The sequence below is a fragment of the Streptomyces sp. NBC_00683 genome, from assembly GCF_036226745.1.
Classification (GTDB): Bacteria; Actinomycetota; Actinomycetes; order Streptomycetales; family Streptomycetaceae; genus Streptomyces.
The window spans coordinates 6,927,060-6,940,739 of the sequence record NZ_CP109013.1 but is presented as its reverse complement, the minus strand read 5'-3'; the positions used below and the strand labels follow the sequence as shown (position 1 = coordinate 6,940,739).

Below are 13,680 nucleotides of genomic sequence, written 5' to 3'. Positions count from 1 at the left end.
AACATTACGCCTTACGGCCTGAGCTGAAACCGGGTTCGGCAGCACCGTTTCGATCATTTTCCGATCCCGTCACAACAGCGGGCCCACGCCCGGGAACTGCGAGGACCCTTCCGGTGGCCAGCAGAACCAGCAGCGCCGCCACTCCCCCGGCCCCCGCGACGGCGAAACCCGACGCCGTTCCGCCGAGCTCGACGGCCGGGCCCGCCACGGCCGTTCCGGCCGCGGCACCCACGCCGAACGTCGTCACGAGCCAGGAGAACGCCTCGGTCACCGTGCCCCGCGGGGCGTGCCGGTCGACCACGATGAACGAGCAGGCGATGGCCGGCGCGAGGAACACCCCCGCGAGCGCGGACAGCGCGGTCATGGCGGGCACACCGGGGGTCAGCATCAGCGGCAGGTAGCACAGGGCCAGCAGCGCGACGATGACCCGCAGCCGCCGCTCGGGGGCCCCGGCCCACTGGCGCGCCCCGTACGCCACGCCGCCGATCAGCGCGCCCAGTCCGAGGGCCGCCATCAGCCAGCCGTACACGGACTCCCGGCCGTGGTCGTCGGCGTACGCGACCCCCGCCACCGTGATCGAGCCGAGCGCGAGCCCGACGAAGAAGAACGCGCCCAGCAGGGCCAGCAGCCCGCTCGAGCGCAGCGCCCCGAGCCAGTGCGCCTCGCGGGGAGCGGAGCGCCAGGTCCGGGACGGCTCGGACAGCACCACGGAGAGCGCGCCGAGGACGCCGATGGCGTTGATGACCAGCAGCGCGGCAGCCGGTGACCAGAGCGACACCAGGACCGTGACGAGGAGCGGGCCCAGGGTGAACATCACTTCCTGGGCCACCGCGTCCATGGCGTACGCGCGGTGGACCCGGTCCTCGCGGCCCAGCACTGTCGGCCACAGGGCCCGCAGGCCGCCCTCCAGCGGCGGTGTGAAGACTCCGGCCACGATCACCGCCGCGACGGCCAGCGGGAGCGAGCCGAGGCCCACCAGGGCCAGCGCGGCCATGCCGAGTGCGGAGAGCACGGCGGCGGGGAACTGGACGCGCGGCTGGCCGTAGAGGTCCACGGCCCTGCCGAGGAGGGGCTGCCCCACGGCCGTGGCCAGGCCGTACGCGGCGGCGAGGCCGCCGGCCAGCGTGTAGCTGCCGCCCTCGGCCCGGGTGAACAGGACGATCGCGATGGGGGCGGTGCCGTTCGGCAGCCGCCCCACCAGGGTTCCCGCCAGCAGCCGGGCGGCATGCCGCGCCCGGAGGATGTCCAGATATCCCGCGGCCATGTCCGCCTCTCTCCCCCGGTGCGCTTCGTGCTCCACCGAAGTTTTACGTATAACTTCGAGGTTCATACGTACCATGTGCGCAGTCCGCGAGTCCATCCCACGGCAGCTGGCCGGTCCAGCACGGAGGCACGAGTGAGCAGCGCGCAGCGGCCCGCCCCACCCCGGCCCACCAGCCGCGACGTGGCCCGGGCCGCGGGTGTCTCGCAGGCCACCGTCTCGCTCGTGCTCGGCGGCAAATGGCACGGACGGGTGTCCGAGGCGACCGCCGGGCGTGTCCGCGACAGCGCCCGGGACCTCGGTTACCGGCCCAACCTCGCCGCCCGCAGCCTCCGGCTCGGCCGCACCCGCACCGCGCTCCTCGTGGTGCCCGCGCTCACCAACGAGTTCTTCGCCCGGGTCTACACGGGCGCCGCCGCCGTCGCGGCCGAGCACGACTTCGGCGTCGTCCTCTACCCCTCGCCCGATGGCACAGGGCCGGCCAAGGACCCGTTCGCATCGGCCCGCGCGGCGCTCGACGGTGTCATCGCCTCCTCGATGGCCGCCGACGCCCTGGGGGCGCTCCGCGGCGCGGACCTGCCCCTGGTGATGCTGGACAGCGACCCCGATGAGGACGGCGCGGCGGCCCAGGTGAACCTCGACATCGCGGACGGCATGCGCCAGGTGGCGGAGCATCTGCTGACCCTCGGCCACCGCCGCTTCGTCCACCTCGCCTCCGGCGTGGACACCTGGACCTTCGCGGAGCGGGCCCGCGCCCTGGCGGACGCCGTGCGGGACGTCCCCGGAGCCGCCGTCCGCCGCGTGGCGTCCCCGCTGGACGTACGGGCCGGGCGCGAGGCCACGGAGGCCGTCCTGGCCGCTCCCGGGCCGCTCCCGACGGCGATCGTCTGCGACGACGACATTCTGGCTGCCGGTGCCTGCAAGGCGGTACGCCGGCGCGGGCTGCGGGTGCCCGAGGACATCTCCGTGACCGGCTTCGACGACCTCGCCCTCGCCACCGCGGTGGAACCGGAGCTCACAACGGTGCAGCTCCCGGCCGAACAGGTGGGCGAGCGCGGTATGACGGCCCTGCTCGCCGTCCTGGACGGCCGGCCCGTGGAGCCGGGCAGCCTCCCCGTGCGCCTCGTGGTCCGCGGCTCCACCGCGCCCCCTGCCGACGGCGTCCGGACGTGACGATGCCCCCGACAGCCGGTCGTGGCTGTCGGGGGCACCGGGACGGACACCTGCCCGGCCGGACTACTCCTGCGTGGACTCGCCGGTGCTGCCACCGGTGCTCTCGCCGGTCGTCCCGTCCGGGGCGTCGGCTTCCTCGGTGTCGGACGGAGCGTCCGTCGGGGTCGCTCCCGCACCGTCCGCGTCCAGCAGCCGTGTCAGCTGCCGGCCCACGATCCGCTTGAACTTGCGCTGCTGCGGCCTCGTACGGTCCAGGACCGCGACTTCGAGCCGCTCGGCGGGAATCTCCCGCTCATTGCCGTTGGCCTCGCGGGACAGCGCCTGCACGGCCAGCTTGAGCGCCTCCGCGAGCGACATCCCGTCACGGTGGCGCTGATCGAGGAAGGTGCTGATCTGCTCGGCGTTGCCGCCGACCGCGACCGAGCCGTGCTCGTCCACGATCGAACCGTCGTGCGGAAGCCGGTAGATCTGGTCGCCCTCCGGCCCGGCACCGACCTCGGCGACCACCAGCTCCACCTCGTACGGCTTCTCGGCGGCGCTGGAGAAGATGGTGCCGAGGGTCTGCGCGTAGACGTTGGCCAGCCCACGGGCCGTCACATCGTCGCGGTCGTAGGTGTATCCGCGCAGATCCGCGTAGCGCACACCGCCGATCCTGAGGTTCTCGTACTCGTTGTACTTGCCGGCGGCGGCGAAGCCGATCCGGTCGTAGATCTCGCTGAACTTGTGCAGCGCACGGGACGGGTTCTCGCCGACGAACACAATGCCGTCGGCGAACTGCAGCACAACCAGGCTGCGACCACGGGCGATGCCCTTCCGGGCGTATTCCGCCCGGTCGGCCATGGCCTGCTGGGGTGAGACATAGAACGGCGTCGACACCGGCTATCCGTCCCTTTCTGTCAGTGACGAGTGCATCGGAGAAGCATCAGGGACCGGTCAGAGCAGCGCGGCACGCGGGCCGTCGGGCTGCTCGAGCCGGCGCTCCAGGATCGAGCGCGCGATCTCGGCGGATTCCGCGTCGTTCAGCTTCCTGAAGCCCTCGTCCGTGATGACGGTGACGATCGGGTAGATCCGGCGTGCCACGTCGGGGCCACCGGTCGCCGAGTCGTCGTCTGCCGCGTCGTACAGCGCCTGCACGACCAGAGTGAGTGTCTGCTCCTCCGTCAGGTCCTCGCGGTACAGCTTCTTCATCGACCCGCGGGCGAAGATCGAGCCCGAGCCGGTGGCCGCGTAACCGTGTTCCTCGGAACGTCCGCCGGTGACGTCGTACGAGAAGATCCGGCCCTTCTCGCGGTCGACGTCGTAGCCGGCGAACAGCGGGACGACCGCCAGGCCCTGCATGGCCATCGCCAGATTGCTGCGGATCATCGTGGACAGCCGGTTCGCCTTGCCCTCCAGGGAGAGTGTGGCGCCCTCGACCTTCTCGAAGTGCTCCAGTTCGAGCTGGAACAGCTTGACCATCTCCACGGCGAGACCGGCCGTGCCGGCGATCCCCACCGCCGAGTACTCGTCGGCCGGGAACACCTTCTCGATGTCCCGCTGCGCGATCATGTTCCCCATGGTCGCCCGCCGGTCACCGGCAAGCACCACACCACCCGGGAAGGAGGCCGCGACGATCGTCGTACCGTGCGGCGCCTCGATCGCTCCCTTCAGCGGTGGCAGGTTCCGGTTGCCCGGAAGCATCGAGGGCGACTGGTCGGACAGGAAGTCCATGAACGAGGACGAACCCGGCGTCAGGAAGGCAGCTGGTAGACGCCCGGTGCTACGAGTGTTGGCTTCCACGCGTTTCCCTCCAGGTATGCGATGGCCCTGCGCAAGGAGTCAGGATCATCCCCCAACTTGCCGATGGCCGAATTGCAGTTGAAGCAGTACGCCAGGGACCCTACCCGCCCGGTGACAGCGATCAACCTGGTGCAGAGGCGCTTCCGCGGGATGTCCGCCGAGGGCGAAGACATCCCGCGGAAGCGGCCGCCGACGGCGCGAGTCCGTCGGCGGGCGGACCGGGTCGGAGCGCCGGCTGCTACTCGCCGCCCTTTTGAACGAAGCTTCGAACGAAGTCCTCAGCGTTGGCCTCGAGCACATCGTCGATCTCGTCGAGGACGTCGTCGACGTCCTCGCCCAGCTTCTCCTGCCGCTCCTTGAGGTCCTCGGATGCCTGCGCTTCCTGCGCCTGCTCCTCGGCCTCCTCGGTGGAACGTGTCGCCTTCTGCTGTCCGCCGCCGGTGTCCTTGGTCGCCATGTAGCTCACCCCGCTCGGTTCGAAGCACTTGATCAGACCCTACCTACGGAGTCCGACATTGGCCCGGTACTTGTCTCAACGTCCGGAGGTCATCTGATTGATTCCCAGCCGGAGGGCCTTTCAGCCGCCCGACAGCGTCCGGACCAGCTCTTCCGCCGTGCGGCAGCGGTCCAGGAGCTCCTTCACGTGGTCACGTGTACCGCGCAGCGGCTCCATCGTGGGCACCCGTTGCAGTGAGTCACGGTCGGGCAGGTCGAAGATGACCGAATCCCAGGAGGCCGCGGCCACGTCGTCCGCGTACTGCTCCAGGCAGCGGCCCCGGAAATAGGCTCTGGTGTCCTCGGGAGGCTTCGTACGGGCCCGCTCGACGTCGTTCTCGTCGAGCAGGCGCTTCATCTTGCCGCGGGCCGCCAGACGGTTGTACAGGCCCTTGTCGGCCCGCACGTCGGCGTACTGGAGGTCCACCAGGTGCAGGCGGGGAGCGTCCCAGTCCAGGCTGTCGCGCCGCCTGTACGCCTCCATGAGCTCCCGCTTGGCGATCCAGTCCAGTTCGCCCGACAGGCTCATCGGATCGGTCTCCAGGCGGTTCAGGGTGTCCTCCCAGCGGACCAGGACGTCCTTGGTCTGCTCGTCGGCGTCCGCCCCGTAGCGCTCCTCGACGTACTTGCGGCCCAGCTCGAAGTACTCCATCTGAAGTTGTACCGCGGTGAGTGTCCGGCCGCTGCGGAGCGTGATCAGCTGCTGCAGGGTCGGGTCGTGCGAGACCTGGTGGAGGGTGCGTACCGGCTGGTCGACGGCCAGGTCGACATTGATGAAGCCGTCCTCGATCATGGAAAGCACCAGCGCCGTGGTGCCGAGCTTCAGATAGGTCGAGATCTCGGAAAGGTTGGCATCGCCGATGATCACGTGCAGCCTGCGGTACTTCTCGGCGTCCGAGTGCGGTTCGTCGCGGGTGTTGATGATGGGGCGCTTGAGCGTGGTCTCGAGGCCGACCTCGACCTCGAAGTAGTCGGCGCGCTGACTGATCTGGAACCCGTGCTCGTGGCCGTCCTGGCCGATGCCGACCCGGCCCGCGCCGGTGACGACCTGCCGGGACACGAAGAACGGGGTCAGGTGGCGCACGATGTCCGAGAAGGGGGTCTCCCGCTTCATCAGGTAGTTCTCGTGCGTGCCGTAGGACGCGCCCTTGTTGTCGGTGTTGTTCTTGTAGAGGTGGATCGGCTGGGCACCGGGGATGGCGGCGGCCCGCTCGGCGGCTTCGGCCATGACGCGCTCGCCGGCCTTGTCCCAGAGCACCGCGTCCAGCGGATTGGTGATCTCCGGTGAGCTGTATTCGGGGTGTGCGTGGTCGACGTACAGCCGCGCACCGTTGGTGAGGATGACATTGGCGAGGCCGATGTCCTCGTCGGTGAGCTGGCTGGAGTCGGCGGTCTCGCGGGCGAGGTCGAAGCCTCGCGCGTCGCGCAGCGGATTCTCCTCCTCGAAGTCCCAGCGGGCGCGGCGCGCCCGGTGCATCGCCGCCGCGTAGGCGTTGACGATCTGGGACGAGGTGAGCATGGCATTGGCGTTGGGGTGACCGGGGACGGAGATCCCGTACTCCGTCTCGATGCCCATTACTCGCCGTACGGTCATGCGGCCCTCCTTGCCCGGCGGTGCCCCCGTCCGGGAGCGCCGCTCAAGTACCGCTGCTGGTCCGGTACGCGTGCGGTGCCCGTCCCCGCACTGCGCGACTCGGCGGTACAGCAGAGCCTAGAGCGCCTCTGCGCCGGTGGGGAGATCAATTACGTCATTGTTCGGGTATGGCCGGAGCTGCCGGGAAAACGGCCGGCTGCGGATGCCCTGCCGGGCATCCGCAGCCGGTCTGCGTTTTACAGGTACTGTCCGGTATTTGCCACCGTGTCGATGGAACGACCGGTGTCCGCCCCCTGCTTTCCGGTGACGAGTGTGCGGATGAAGACGATCCGCTCGCCCTTCTTTCCGGAAATCCTGGCCCAGTCGTCCGGGTTCGTCGTGTTGGGCAGGTCCTCGTTCTCCTTGAACTCGTCCACGCATGCCTGGAGGAGGTGGGAGACGCGCAGGCCCTTTTGGCGCTGCTCGAGGAATGCCTTGATGGCCATTTTCTTTGCCCGGTCCACGATGTTCTGAATCATCGCTCCGGAGTTGAAGTCCTTGAAGTACAGGACTTCCTTGTCGCCGTTGGCGTAGGTGACCTCGAGGAAGCGGTTCTCCTCGGACTCCGTGTACATCCGCTCCACGACCGACTGGATCATCGCGTGGGCGGCGGCCTCCTTCGAGCCGGAGTGCTCGGCGAGGTCGTCCGCGTGCAGCGGCAGCGAAGGAGTGAGGTACTTCGCGAAGATGTCCTTCGCGGCCTCCGCGTCCGGGCGCTCGATCTTGATCTTCACATCGAGACGGCCGGGCCGCAGGATGGCGGGGTCGATCATGTCCTCGCGGTTGGAGGCACCGATGACGATGACGTTCTCCAGGCCTTCCACACCGTCGATCTCGGCGAGCAGCTGGGGGACGATGGTGTTCTCCACGTCCGAGCTGACACCGGAACCACGGGTGCGGAAGAGGGATTCCATCTCGTCGAAGAAGACGATGACGGGGGTGCCCTCGCTCGCCTTCTCCCGGGCACGCTGGAAGACCAGACGGATGTGCCGCTCGGTCTCACCGACGTACTTGTTGAGGAGCTCGGGGCCCTTGATATTGAGGAAGTAGCTCTTCCCCGCGGGCTGTCCGGTGACCTCGGCGACCTTTTTGGCCAGCGAGTTGGCTACGGCCTTGGCAATGAGTGTCTTGCCGCAGCCGGGGGGACCGTAGAGCAGGATGCCCTTCGGCGGGCGCAGTTCGTGCTCCTTGAAGAGGTCCGGGTGGAGGTAGGGGAGCTCGACCGCGTCTCGGATCAGCTCGATCTGGTCGCCCAGGCCGCCGATCTTCTCGTAGTCGATGTCCGGAACCTCTTCGAGGACGAGCTCCTCGACCTCGCTCTTGGGAACCACTTCGTAGACGTAGCCGGACCTGGGTTCGAGCAGGAGGGCGTCGCCGGGGCGGATGGTGATGTCCAGCAGAGGCTCGGCGAGCCTCACCACCCGCTCCTCGTCGGTGTGCCCGACGACCAGGGCGCGTTCGCCGTCCTCAAGGATCTCCTTGAGGGTGACGATGTCCCCGGCCCGCTCGAATTCCATGGCCTCGACCACGTTGAGCGCCTCGTTGAGCATGACTTCCTGGCCCCGCCGAAGGCCTTCGATCTCGACGCTTGGGCTCACATTCACCCGGAGCTTGCGGCCCCCGGTGAAGATGTCGCAGGTGCCGTCCTCGTTGACCTGCAGGAAGACACCGAAGCCGGCCGGTGGCTGGGCAAGCCGGTCGACTTCCTCCTTGAGGGCCACGATCTGGTCGCGGGCCTCGCGGAGTGTATTGGCGAGCCGCTCGTTCTGCGCGGACACGCCTGCCAGGTTGGTCTGCAACTCGACGATCCGCTCTTCGAGAATCCTCGTATGACGCGGAGAGTCGGCGAGCTTACGTCGCAGGACGGCGATTTCCTGCTCGAGATAGGCAACCTGGCCGGCTGGGTCTTCTGACCCCCGCCCGGGCCGGATGCCGCGGTTGATGTCGTCGTCGTGGGCTGCCACGGTCCTCACCTCCTCCAAGGGGAGCTGGACGCTTCCTGACCCTACCTGGGTGGGTGATGATTGAAACCCCTAGATCACAAAGACCCGGTGGTGTGTCCGATCTTCACCCTTGCGCTCTCCCTCACGCCAAGGGAATACCCACCCTTCGGCACCGGGAAGCTGCCGGTTGTATCGTCGAACCGTTCAACACCCGTCAGGGCTGGCTTCAATTGGTGCAGATACGCAGGGAACGGCAGGACACATGACCGCGCAGCAGGACGCTCCGGGCAACAGTGACACGCAGGACCTGGAGGTCTGGATCGACCAGGACCTCTGTACGGGCGACGGCATCTGCGTGCAGTACGCACCTGAGGTGTTCGAGCTGGACATCGACGGTCTGGCCTACGTCAAGAGCTCCGAGGACGAGCTGCTCCAGGACAAGGGAGCGACCACCCCGGTGCCGCTGCCGTTGCTCCAGGACGTGGTGGACTCGGCGAAGGAATGCCCGGGCGACTGCATTCATGTACGTCGCGTTTCGGACAACGTGGAAGTCTTCGGCCCGGACGCGGCGTAGCGGCTCAGGCGCTCAGCGCGGTGTCCCCGGCGGGTCCGGCGGACTTGATGAACGCGTTGCCCTTCCACTGCCAGGTGGCGCTCTCCTGCTCGTCGGGGCAGCAGCGCGGCACATCGGCCGAGGAGTAGCCGAGGAGTGTCGCGGCGACCAGGCCGTCGCGGACCGCGAAGTCCGTGACCGTGATTTTCTGAGCGGGGTCCACCAGGGTTGCCACAACCCGCGGTGCGGCCCCGCTCGCCTGTGTCAGGACGTAGACCCCGCTGGGCGGTGTGCCGGAACCCGCGGCGCAGTGCACGACGGCGACGGTCTCGGGCCTGTTGTCGCCGTCGAGGTCGCCGGCGGCCTGGTCGGCCACGGTGTACCCGGCCGTGCCGCAGTCCAGCGGGAAGGCGGCGTCGGCCGGGTCGGGTGCTTCGGCGGCGGGCGCGGCACCGTGCTGGGCGTTCGTGCGGTGCTCGGACGCGGAGGCGGTCGCCGTGGCCGCGTCCGGCTGGAGCAGGCCCGCCGCGGCGACGACGGCGGCCATGGCCGCGGCCGTGGCGAGCCAGTGCACCGGCTTGGTGTCGGTGTGCGCGAGATCCGGGAGCGCGGAGGACTGCACGCGGTTTCTCTCCTGTGGTTCCTGGAGGCCTGGATAGGCGGCGGCCGACGGGAAATCGGCGGGTGGGGGGTGGCCAGCATCGTGCCACACCTCACACCGCAGGGGAACGGCGGGGTCACTGCCCGGTGCCCCGGAACAACGAAAAGGCGCCGCCTGCCGGCTCCCGGGGTCGGTCCGGGGAACTCGGCGGCGGCGCCTCTGCCTTGTACGGGTCAGTCGCGGGTGGCGGAGCCGCTCCGGCTGCCGGGACCGCTGTAGTCCTCGCCGTAGGCGCCCTTGGAGGGGCGGCGGCGGCGCAGCGGCGCCTCGACGCCGTCCGCGAGACGGCGGGCGGTGACCAGGAAGCCGGTGTGGCCGATCATCCTGTGGTCGGGGCGGACGGCCAGGCCCTCGACGTGCCAGTTGCGGATCATCGACTCCCAGGGCTGCGGCTCCGCGAAGCAGCCGATCTCCCGGATGGATTCGACGGTCCGTGACAGCTGCGTGGTGGTCGCGACGTACGCGCAGAGGATGCCGCCGGGCACGAGTGCCTTGGAGACGGCCTCGAGGCACTCCCACGGGGCGAGCATGTCCAGGACGACTCGGTCGACGTCGGTGTCCGAGAGGTTGTCCTGGAGGTCGCCGACGGTGAGCTGCCAGGCGGGGTGCGGAGAGCCGAAGTAGCGCTCCACGTTCTGCTGGGCGATCTCGGCGAAGTCCTCGCGGCGCTCGTAGGAGTGCAGCATGCCCTGCTCGCCGATGGCGCGCAGGAGGAAGGTGCTGAGCGCTCCGGAGCCGACACCGGCTTCGACGACGCGGGCGCCGGGGAAGATGTCGCCGAAGGCCAGGATCTGCCCCGCGTCCTTGGGGTAGACCACGGCGGCGCCGCGGGGCATGGACAGGACGTAGTCGGGGAGCAGGGGGCGCAGCGCGAGATAGGCGACGTTTCCCGTGGTACGGACAACACTGCCCTCGGGAGCACCGATCAGCTCGTCGTGCGGGAAAGAACCCTTGTGGGTGTGGAAGTTCTTTCCGGCCTCGAGCGTGAAGGTGTAGTGGCGTCCCTTGGGGTCGGTGAGCTGGACCTGGTCCCCGACTTTGAATGGGCCGCGACGGCGGGCGGCACCGGTCGGTTCGGACATGCGGCCAGCCTACCGGTATTTCGGGGTCCCCATTTCGGGGGCCTTGCCGGGGGCTTTCCGGGGCTTTCGACCGCCCGCGTGCCCGGTGGCGGACGGTCAGGCCGCGGGCCGGGCCATCGCCGCGACGAAGGCGCGTTCGACGTCGGCTGTGGAGAGGACCCCGTAGATCTCGCCGGTGTCCTCGACGACCAGGTACTCGGTGGCCGGGGTCGCCTTGAGCCGGTCCAGCAGGGCCTCGCCCGCGAGTTCCGCGGGGACCTTCATGCCCTCGGTGAGGTCCTGGGCGAGGCCGCTGACGGCCACCCAGGGGCGGCGGTGCTCGGGGACTCCGACGATGGCGGCCTCGCGGACGACGCCCTTGGGGTTGCCCTGTCCGTCGACGACCACCAGGGCGCGGGCGCCCGCTTCGTTGGCACGGCGGAGCGCCTCGGAGAGCGGAGTGGCGGACTCGACGGGGACCGCGCGCCGGGTCAGGGTGCGGGCGCGCAGGTCCGGGAGGTGCTCACGCAGCCTGGCCATGCGCAGGCTGTTGCCCGCGCCGGTCCAGATGATTCCGGCGAGGATCGCGGCGAGCAGGGCGTCGGTCACGGTCTCGAAGCCGCTGATCTCGCTGGTGGCGTTGCCGAGGGCGCCGGTGTGGGTGAGCAGGGGCAGGCCGACGAGAACGGCGACGGCCAGGCCCCGGCCGACCCATGCGGCGGCGATGGTGCCGCTCATCGGCTTGCCGGTGATCTTCCAGACGACGGCTCGGAGCATGCGTCCGCCGTCGAGGGGGAGCCCGGGCAGCAGGTTGAAGGCGGCGACGATGAGGTTGGAGATCATCAGTCCGGCGAGGAGCACCCCGGGGACCGTGCCGGCCTCGACGAACTGCAGGGGGATGTAGAAGAGGCCGCCGAGCACCAGGGAGAGCAGGGGGCCCACGAAGGCGAGGACGAACTCGCGGCCGGGGGTCTCCGATTCCTTCTCGATCTCGGAGACGCCGCCGAAGAACTGGAGCTGGATGCGGCGGACCGGCAGCTTGTAGTGCAGGGCTGCGACGGTGTGCGCGAGCTCGTGGACGAGTACGGAGGCGTAGAAGGCGATCGCGAAGAACAGGGCGACCAGGTAGCGGGCGGCGCCGAGTTCCGGCAGGACGCGGTCGAGCTGACCGCCGAAGACCCACGTGATCAGGGCGGCGACGACGAACCAGCTGGGTGCCACGTACACGGGCACACCGAAGGGGCGGCCCATGAGCAGGCCGCCGCCCGGATCTGCGGGGCGGCGCGGTTTGCCTTTCTCCGGCCCGGTGCCGGGGTCGGAACCCCCTGCGCCGGGCTTCGGGCGCCCGCTGTCGCCGCTCTCGTCCACGGGGTCCTTTCGGTCGGTGGCGTCCTGCCACGATCATGCAGTCTGCGAGCTCTGTGGTCGATGGTATGCCGCTCGGTGTCGGTGGCGGGTCGTAGGGTCTTCGACATGACCTCCGTACCGCGCCCGCCTCGGCCACCCTCGTCCCTGTCGCCGTCGCGCGCGAGCGATTTCATGCAATGCCCTTTGTTGTACCGCTTCCGGGTCATCGACAAGCTGCCCGAGAAGCCCAGTGAGGCGGCTACCCGGGGCACGCTGGTGCATGCGGTGCTGGAGCGCCTGTTCGACTCCCCGGCGGGGGACCGTACGGCGCCGAGGGCCAAGGCGTTGATTCCCGGTCAGTGGGACCGGCTGCTCGAGTCGAAGCCCGAGCTGACCGAGCTGTTCGACGGGGACGCCGAGGGTGAGCGTCTGGCCGGGTGGCTGAGCGAGGCGGAGCAGCTGGTGGAGCGGTGGTTCTCGCTGGAGGACCCGACCCGGCTGGAGCCTGCCGAGCGTGAGCTGTTCGTCGAGACGGAGCTGGATTCGGGGCTGCGGCTGCGGGGTGTGATCGACCGGATCGATGTGGCTCCCACCGGCGAGGTCCGGATCGTGGACTACAAGACGGGCAAGGCCCCGCGTCCGGAGTACGCGGAGGGCGCGCTGTTCCAGATGAAGTTCTACGCCCTGGTGATCTGGCGTCTGAAGAACGTGGTGCCCAGGCGCCTCCAGCTCGTCTATCTGGGCAGCGGTGACGTCCTGACGTACGACCCGGTCCCGGCCGACCTCGAGCGGGTGGAGCGAAAGCTGCTGGCGCTGTGGGACGCGATCCGGCTGGCCACGGAGACGGGCGAGTGGCGGCCGCGGCCGACGAAGCTCTGCGGCTGGTGCGATCACCGTGCGGTCTGTCCCGAGTTCGGTGGGACTCCCCCGGTGTATCCCCTGTCGGTTCGCCCTGCGGAGTCGGAGGAAGGTGTCCAGGGCAGAATGGAGCCGGTCCGGGCAGAGGCCGGCCAACCGGTGGCCCTCGAAGGCCCTTAAGGAGATTCCGTGGCTATCCGCGTCCTACTGGTCGATGATCAACCACTGCTGCGCACCGGTTTCCGGATGATCCTGGAGGCCGAGGGCGATCTCGCGGTGGTCGGTGAGGCCGGTGACGGTCTGCAGGCCATCGACCAGGTGCGGGCACTGCAGCCCGATGTCGTGCTCATGGACATCCGGATGCCGCGGATGGACGGTGTCGAGGCGACCCGTCAGATCACCGGCCCGGGCCGGGACGGTCCGGCGAAGGTCCTCGTGCTGACGACGTTCGACCTCGACGAGTACGTGGTGGAGGCGCTGCGCGCCGGAGCCAGCGGCTTCCTCCTGAAGGACGCCCCGGCCAACGAGCTGGTGCAGGCCATCCGTGTGGTGGCGGCGGGCGAGGCGATGCTGGCGCCGAGCATCACGCGCCGGCTGCTCGACAAGTACGCGGACCATCTGCCGTCGGGCGAGGAGACCGTCCCGGACGCGCTGCACACGCTCACGGAGCGCGAGGTGGAAGTGCTGAAGCTCGTGGCGCGCGGCCTGTCCAACGCGGAGATCGCCGCCGACCTGTTCGTGAGCGAGACGACGGTCAAGACGCATGTGGGCCACGTGCTGACGAAGCTGGGCCTGCGCGACCGGGTGCAGGCGGCCGTCTACGCCTACGAGAGCGGTCTGGTGCGTCCCGGCGCCCAGTGAGCCGGGGCGGTGCAGGCGGTACGGACGACGATGCGGTCCGGGGCAGTGGCCCCGG

At 69.5% G+C, this 13,680-nt stretch carries 13 protein-coding genes and 1 pseudogene; 4 read left to right on the top strand and 10 right to left on the bottom strand.

From position 1 onward, the window contains the following. Nucleotides 1–4 precede the first annotated feature (4 nt). Nucleotides 5–1,264, bottom strand: a complete 1,260-nt coding sequence (locus OG257_RS30915; RefSeq protein WP_329212786.1) for an MFS transporter — start codon at nucleotides 1,262–1,264, stop codon at nucleotides 5–7. Nucleotides 1,265–1,396: 132 nt separating this feature from the next. Here OG257_RS30915 and OG257_RS30910 point away from each other — a divergent pair, with 132 nt between their 5' ends. After that, nucleotides 1,397–2,434, top strand: a complete 1,038-nt coding sequence (locus OG257_RS30910; protein ID WP_329212785.1) for a LacI family DNA-binding transcriptional regulator — start codon at nucleotides 1,397–1,399, stop codon at nucleotides 2,432–2,434. A gap of 63 nt (nucleotides 2,435–2,497) precedes the next feature. Here the strand turns inward: OG257_RS30910 and prcA are convergent, their stop codons facing one another. The 6 genes and pseudogenes from prcA to arc all read right to left on the bottom strand — a co-directional run bounded on the left by prcA (nucleotide 2,498) and on the right by arc (nucleotide 8,305). Next, nucleotides 2,498–3,310, bottom strand: coding sequence for a proteasome subunit alpha (gene prcA, locus OG257_RS30905; RefSeq protein ID WP_329212784.1), 813 nt, complete (start codon nucleotides 3,308–3,310; stop codon nucleotides 2,498–2,500). Nucleotides 3,311–3,367: 57 nt separating this feature from the next. After that, nucleotides 3,368–4,213, bottom strand: a complete 846-nt coding sequence (gene prcB, locus OG257_RS30900) for a proteasome subunit beta (RefSeq protein ID WP_329212783.1) — start codon at nucleotides 4,211–4,213, stop codon at nucleotides 3,368–3,370. Continuing rightward, nucleotides 4,165–4,354: pseudogene (locus OG257_RS30895) on the bottom strand (endonuclease domain-containing protein); the annotation flags it as partial. The gene prcB and the pseudogene OG257_RS30895, both read right to left, overlap by 49 nt. Before the next feature lie 97 nt (nucleotides 4,355–4,451). Then, nucleotides 4,452–4,670: a ubiquitin-like protein Pup gene (locus tag OG257_RS30890; protein ID WP_329212782.1), complete on the bottom strand. Its 219-nt coding sequence runs from the start codon at nucleotides 4,668–4,670 to the stop codon at nucleotides 4,452–4,454. A gap of 120 nt (nucleotides 4,671–4,790) precedes the next feature. Next, nucleotides 4,791–6,302: a depupylase/deamidase Dop gene (gene dop, locus OG257_RS30885; RefSeq protein ID WP_329212781.1), complete on the bottom strand. Its 1,512-nt coding sequence runs from the start codon at nucleotides 6,300–6,302 to the stop codon at nucleotides 4,791–4,793. 236 nt (nucleotides 6,303–6,538) lie between these two features. Then, nucleotides 6,539–8,305 carry a proteasome ATPase gene (gene arc, locus OG257_RS30880; RefSeq protein WP_329212780.1) on the bottom strand — a complete coding sequence of 589 codons (1,767 nt, stop codon included), beginning with the start codon at nucleotides 8,303–8,305 and terminating at the stop codon, nucleotides 6,539–6,541. 241 nt (nucleotides 8,306–8,546) lie between these two features. On the opposite strand from arc, the gene OG257_RS30875 reads away from it, so the two are divergent. After that, complete coding sequence (locus OG257_RS30875; RefSeq protein ID WP_329212779.1) at nucleotides 8,547–8,858, top strand: ferredoxin; 312 nt, start codon at nucleotides 8,547–8,549, stop codon at nucleotides 8,856–8,858. Between the two features lie 4 nt (nucleotides 8,859–8,862). On the opposite strand, the gene OG257_RS30870 is transcribed toward OG257_RS30875, so the two are convergent. The 3 genes from OG257_RS30870 to OG257_RS30860 form a co-directional block, all read right to left on the bottom strand. Next, nucleotides 8,863–9,459, bottom strand: coding sequence for a hypothetical protein (locus tag OG257_RS30870; RefSeq protein ID WP_329212778.1), 597 nt, complete (start codon nucleotides 9,457–9,459; stop codon nucleotides 8,863–8,865). A 212-nt stretch (nucleotides 9,460–9,671) separates the two neighbouring features. Beyond that, nucleotides 9,672–10,580, bottom strand: a complete 909-nt coding sequence (locus OG257_RS30865) for a tRNA (adenine-N1)-methyltransferase (protein ID WP_329212777.1) — start codon at nucleotides 10,578–10,580, stop codon at nucleotides 9,672–9,674. Nucleotides 10,581–10,676: 96 nt separating this feature from the next. After that, nucleotides 10,677–11,927: a site-2 protease family protein gene (locus tag OG257_RS30860; RefSeq protein WP_329212776.1), complete on the bottom strand. Its 1,251-nt coding sequence runs from the start codon at nucleotides 11,925–11,927 to the stop codon at nucleotides 10,677–10,679. Between the two features lie 171 nt (nucleotides 11,928–12,098). Here OG257_RS30860 and OG257_RS30855 point away from each other — a divergent pair, with 171 nt between their 5' ends. Then, complete coding sequence (locus OG257_RS30855) at nucleotides 12,099–12,944, top strand: RecB family exonuclease (protein WP_329212775.1); 846 nt, start codon at nucleotides 12,099–12,101, stop codon at nucleotides 12,942–12,944. A 9-nt stretch (nucleotides 12,945–12,953) separates the two neighbouring features. After that, nucleotides 12,954–13,625 (top strand): response regulator transcription factor, encoded by a 672-nt coding sequence (locus OG257_RS30850; protein WP_329212774.1) that lies wholly within the window; start codon nucleotides 12,954–12,956, stop codon nucleotides 13,623–13,625. Nucleotides 13,626–13,680: the final 55 nt, after the last annotated feature.

What these genes read in the sequence shown, in the direction of transcription:
- OG257_RS30915 (WP_329212786.1), bottom strand. Translation starts at nt 1,264, where the DNA reads ATGGCCGCGGGATATCTGGACATCCTCCGGGCGCGGCATGCCGCCCGG.
- OG257_RS30890 (WP_329212782.1), bottom strand. Translation starts at nt 4,670, where the DNA reads ATGGCGACCAAGGACACCGGCGGCGGACAGCAGAAGGCGACACGTTCC.
- dop (WP_329212781.1), bottom strand. Translation starts at nt 6,302, where the DNA reads ATGACCGTACGGCGAGTAATGGGCATCGAGACGGAGTACGGGATCTCC.
- OG257_RS30875 (WP_329212779.1), top strand. Translation starts at nt 8,547, where the DNA reads ATGACCGCGCAGCAGGACGCTCCGGGCAACAGTGACACGCAGGACCTG.
- OG257_RS30865 (WP_329212777.1), bottom strand. Translation starts at nt 10,580, where the DNA reads ATGTCCGAACCGACCGGTGCCGCCCGCCGTCGCGGCCCATTCAAAGTC.
- OG257_RS30855 (WP_329212775.1), top strand. Translation starts at nt 12,099, where the DNA reads ATGCAATGCCCTTTGTTGTACCGCTTCCGGGTCATCGACAAGCTGCCC.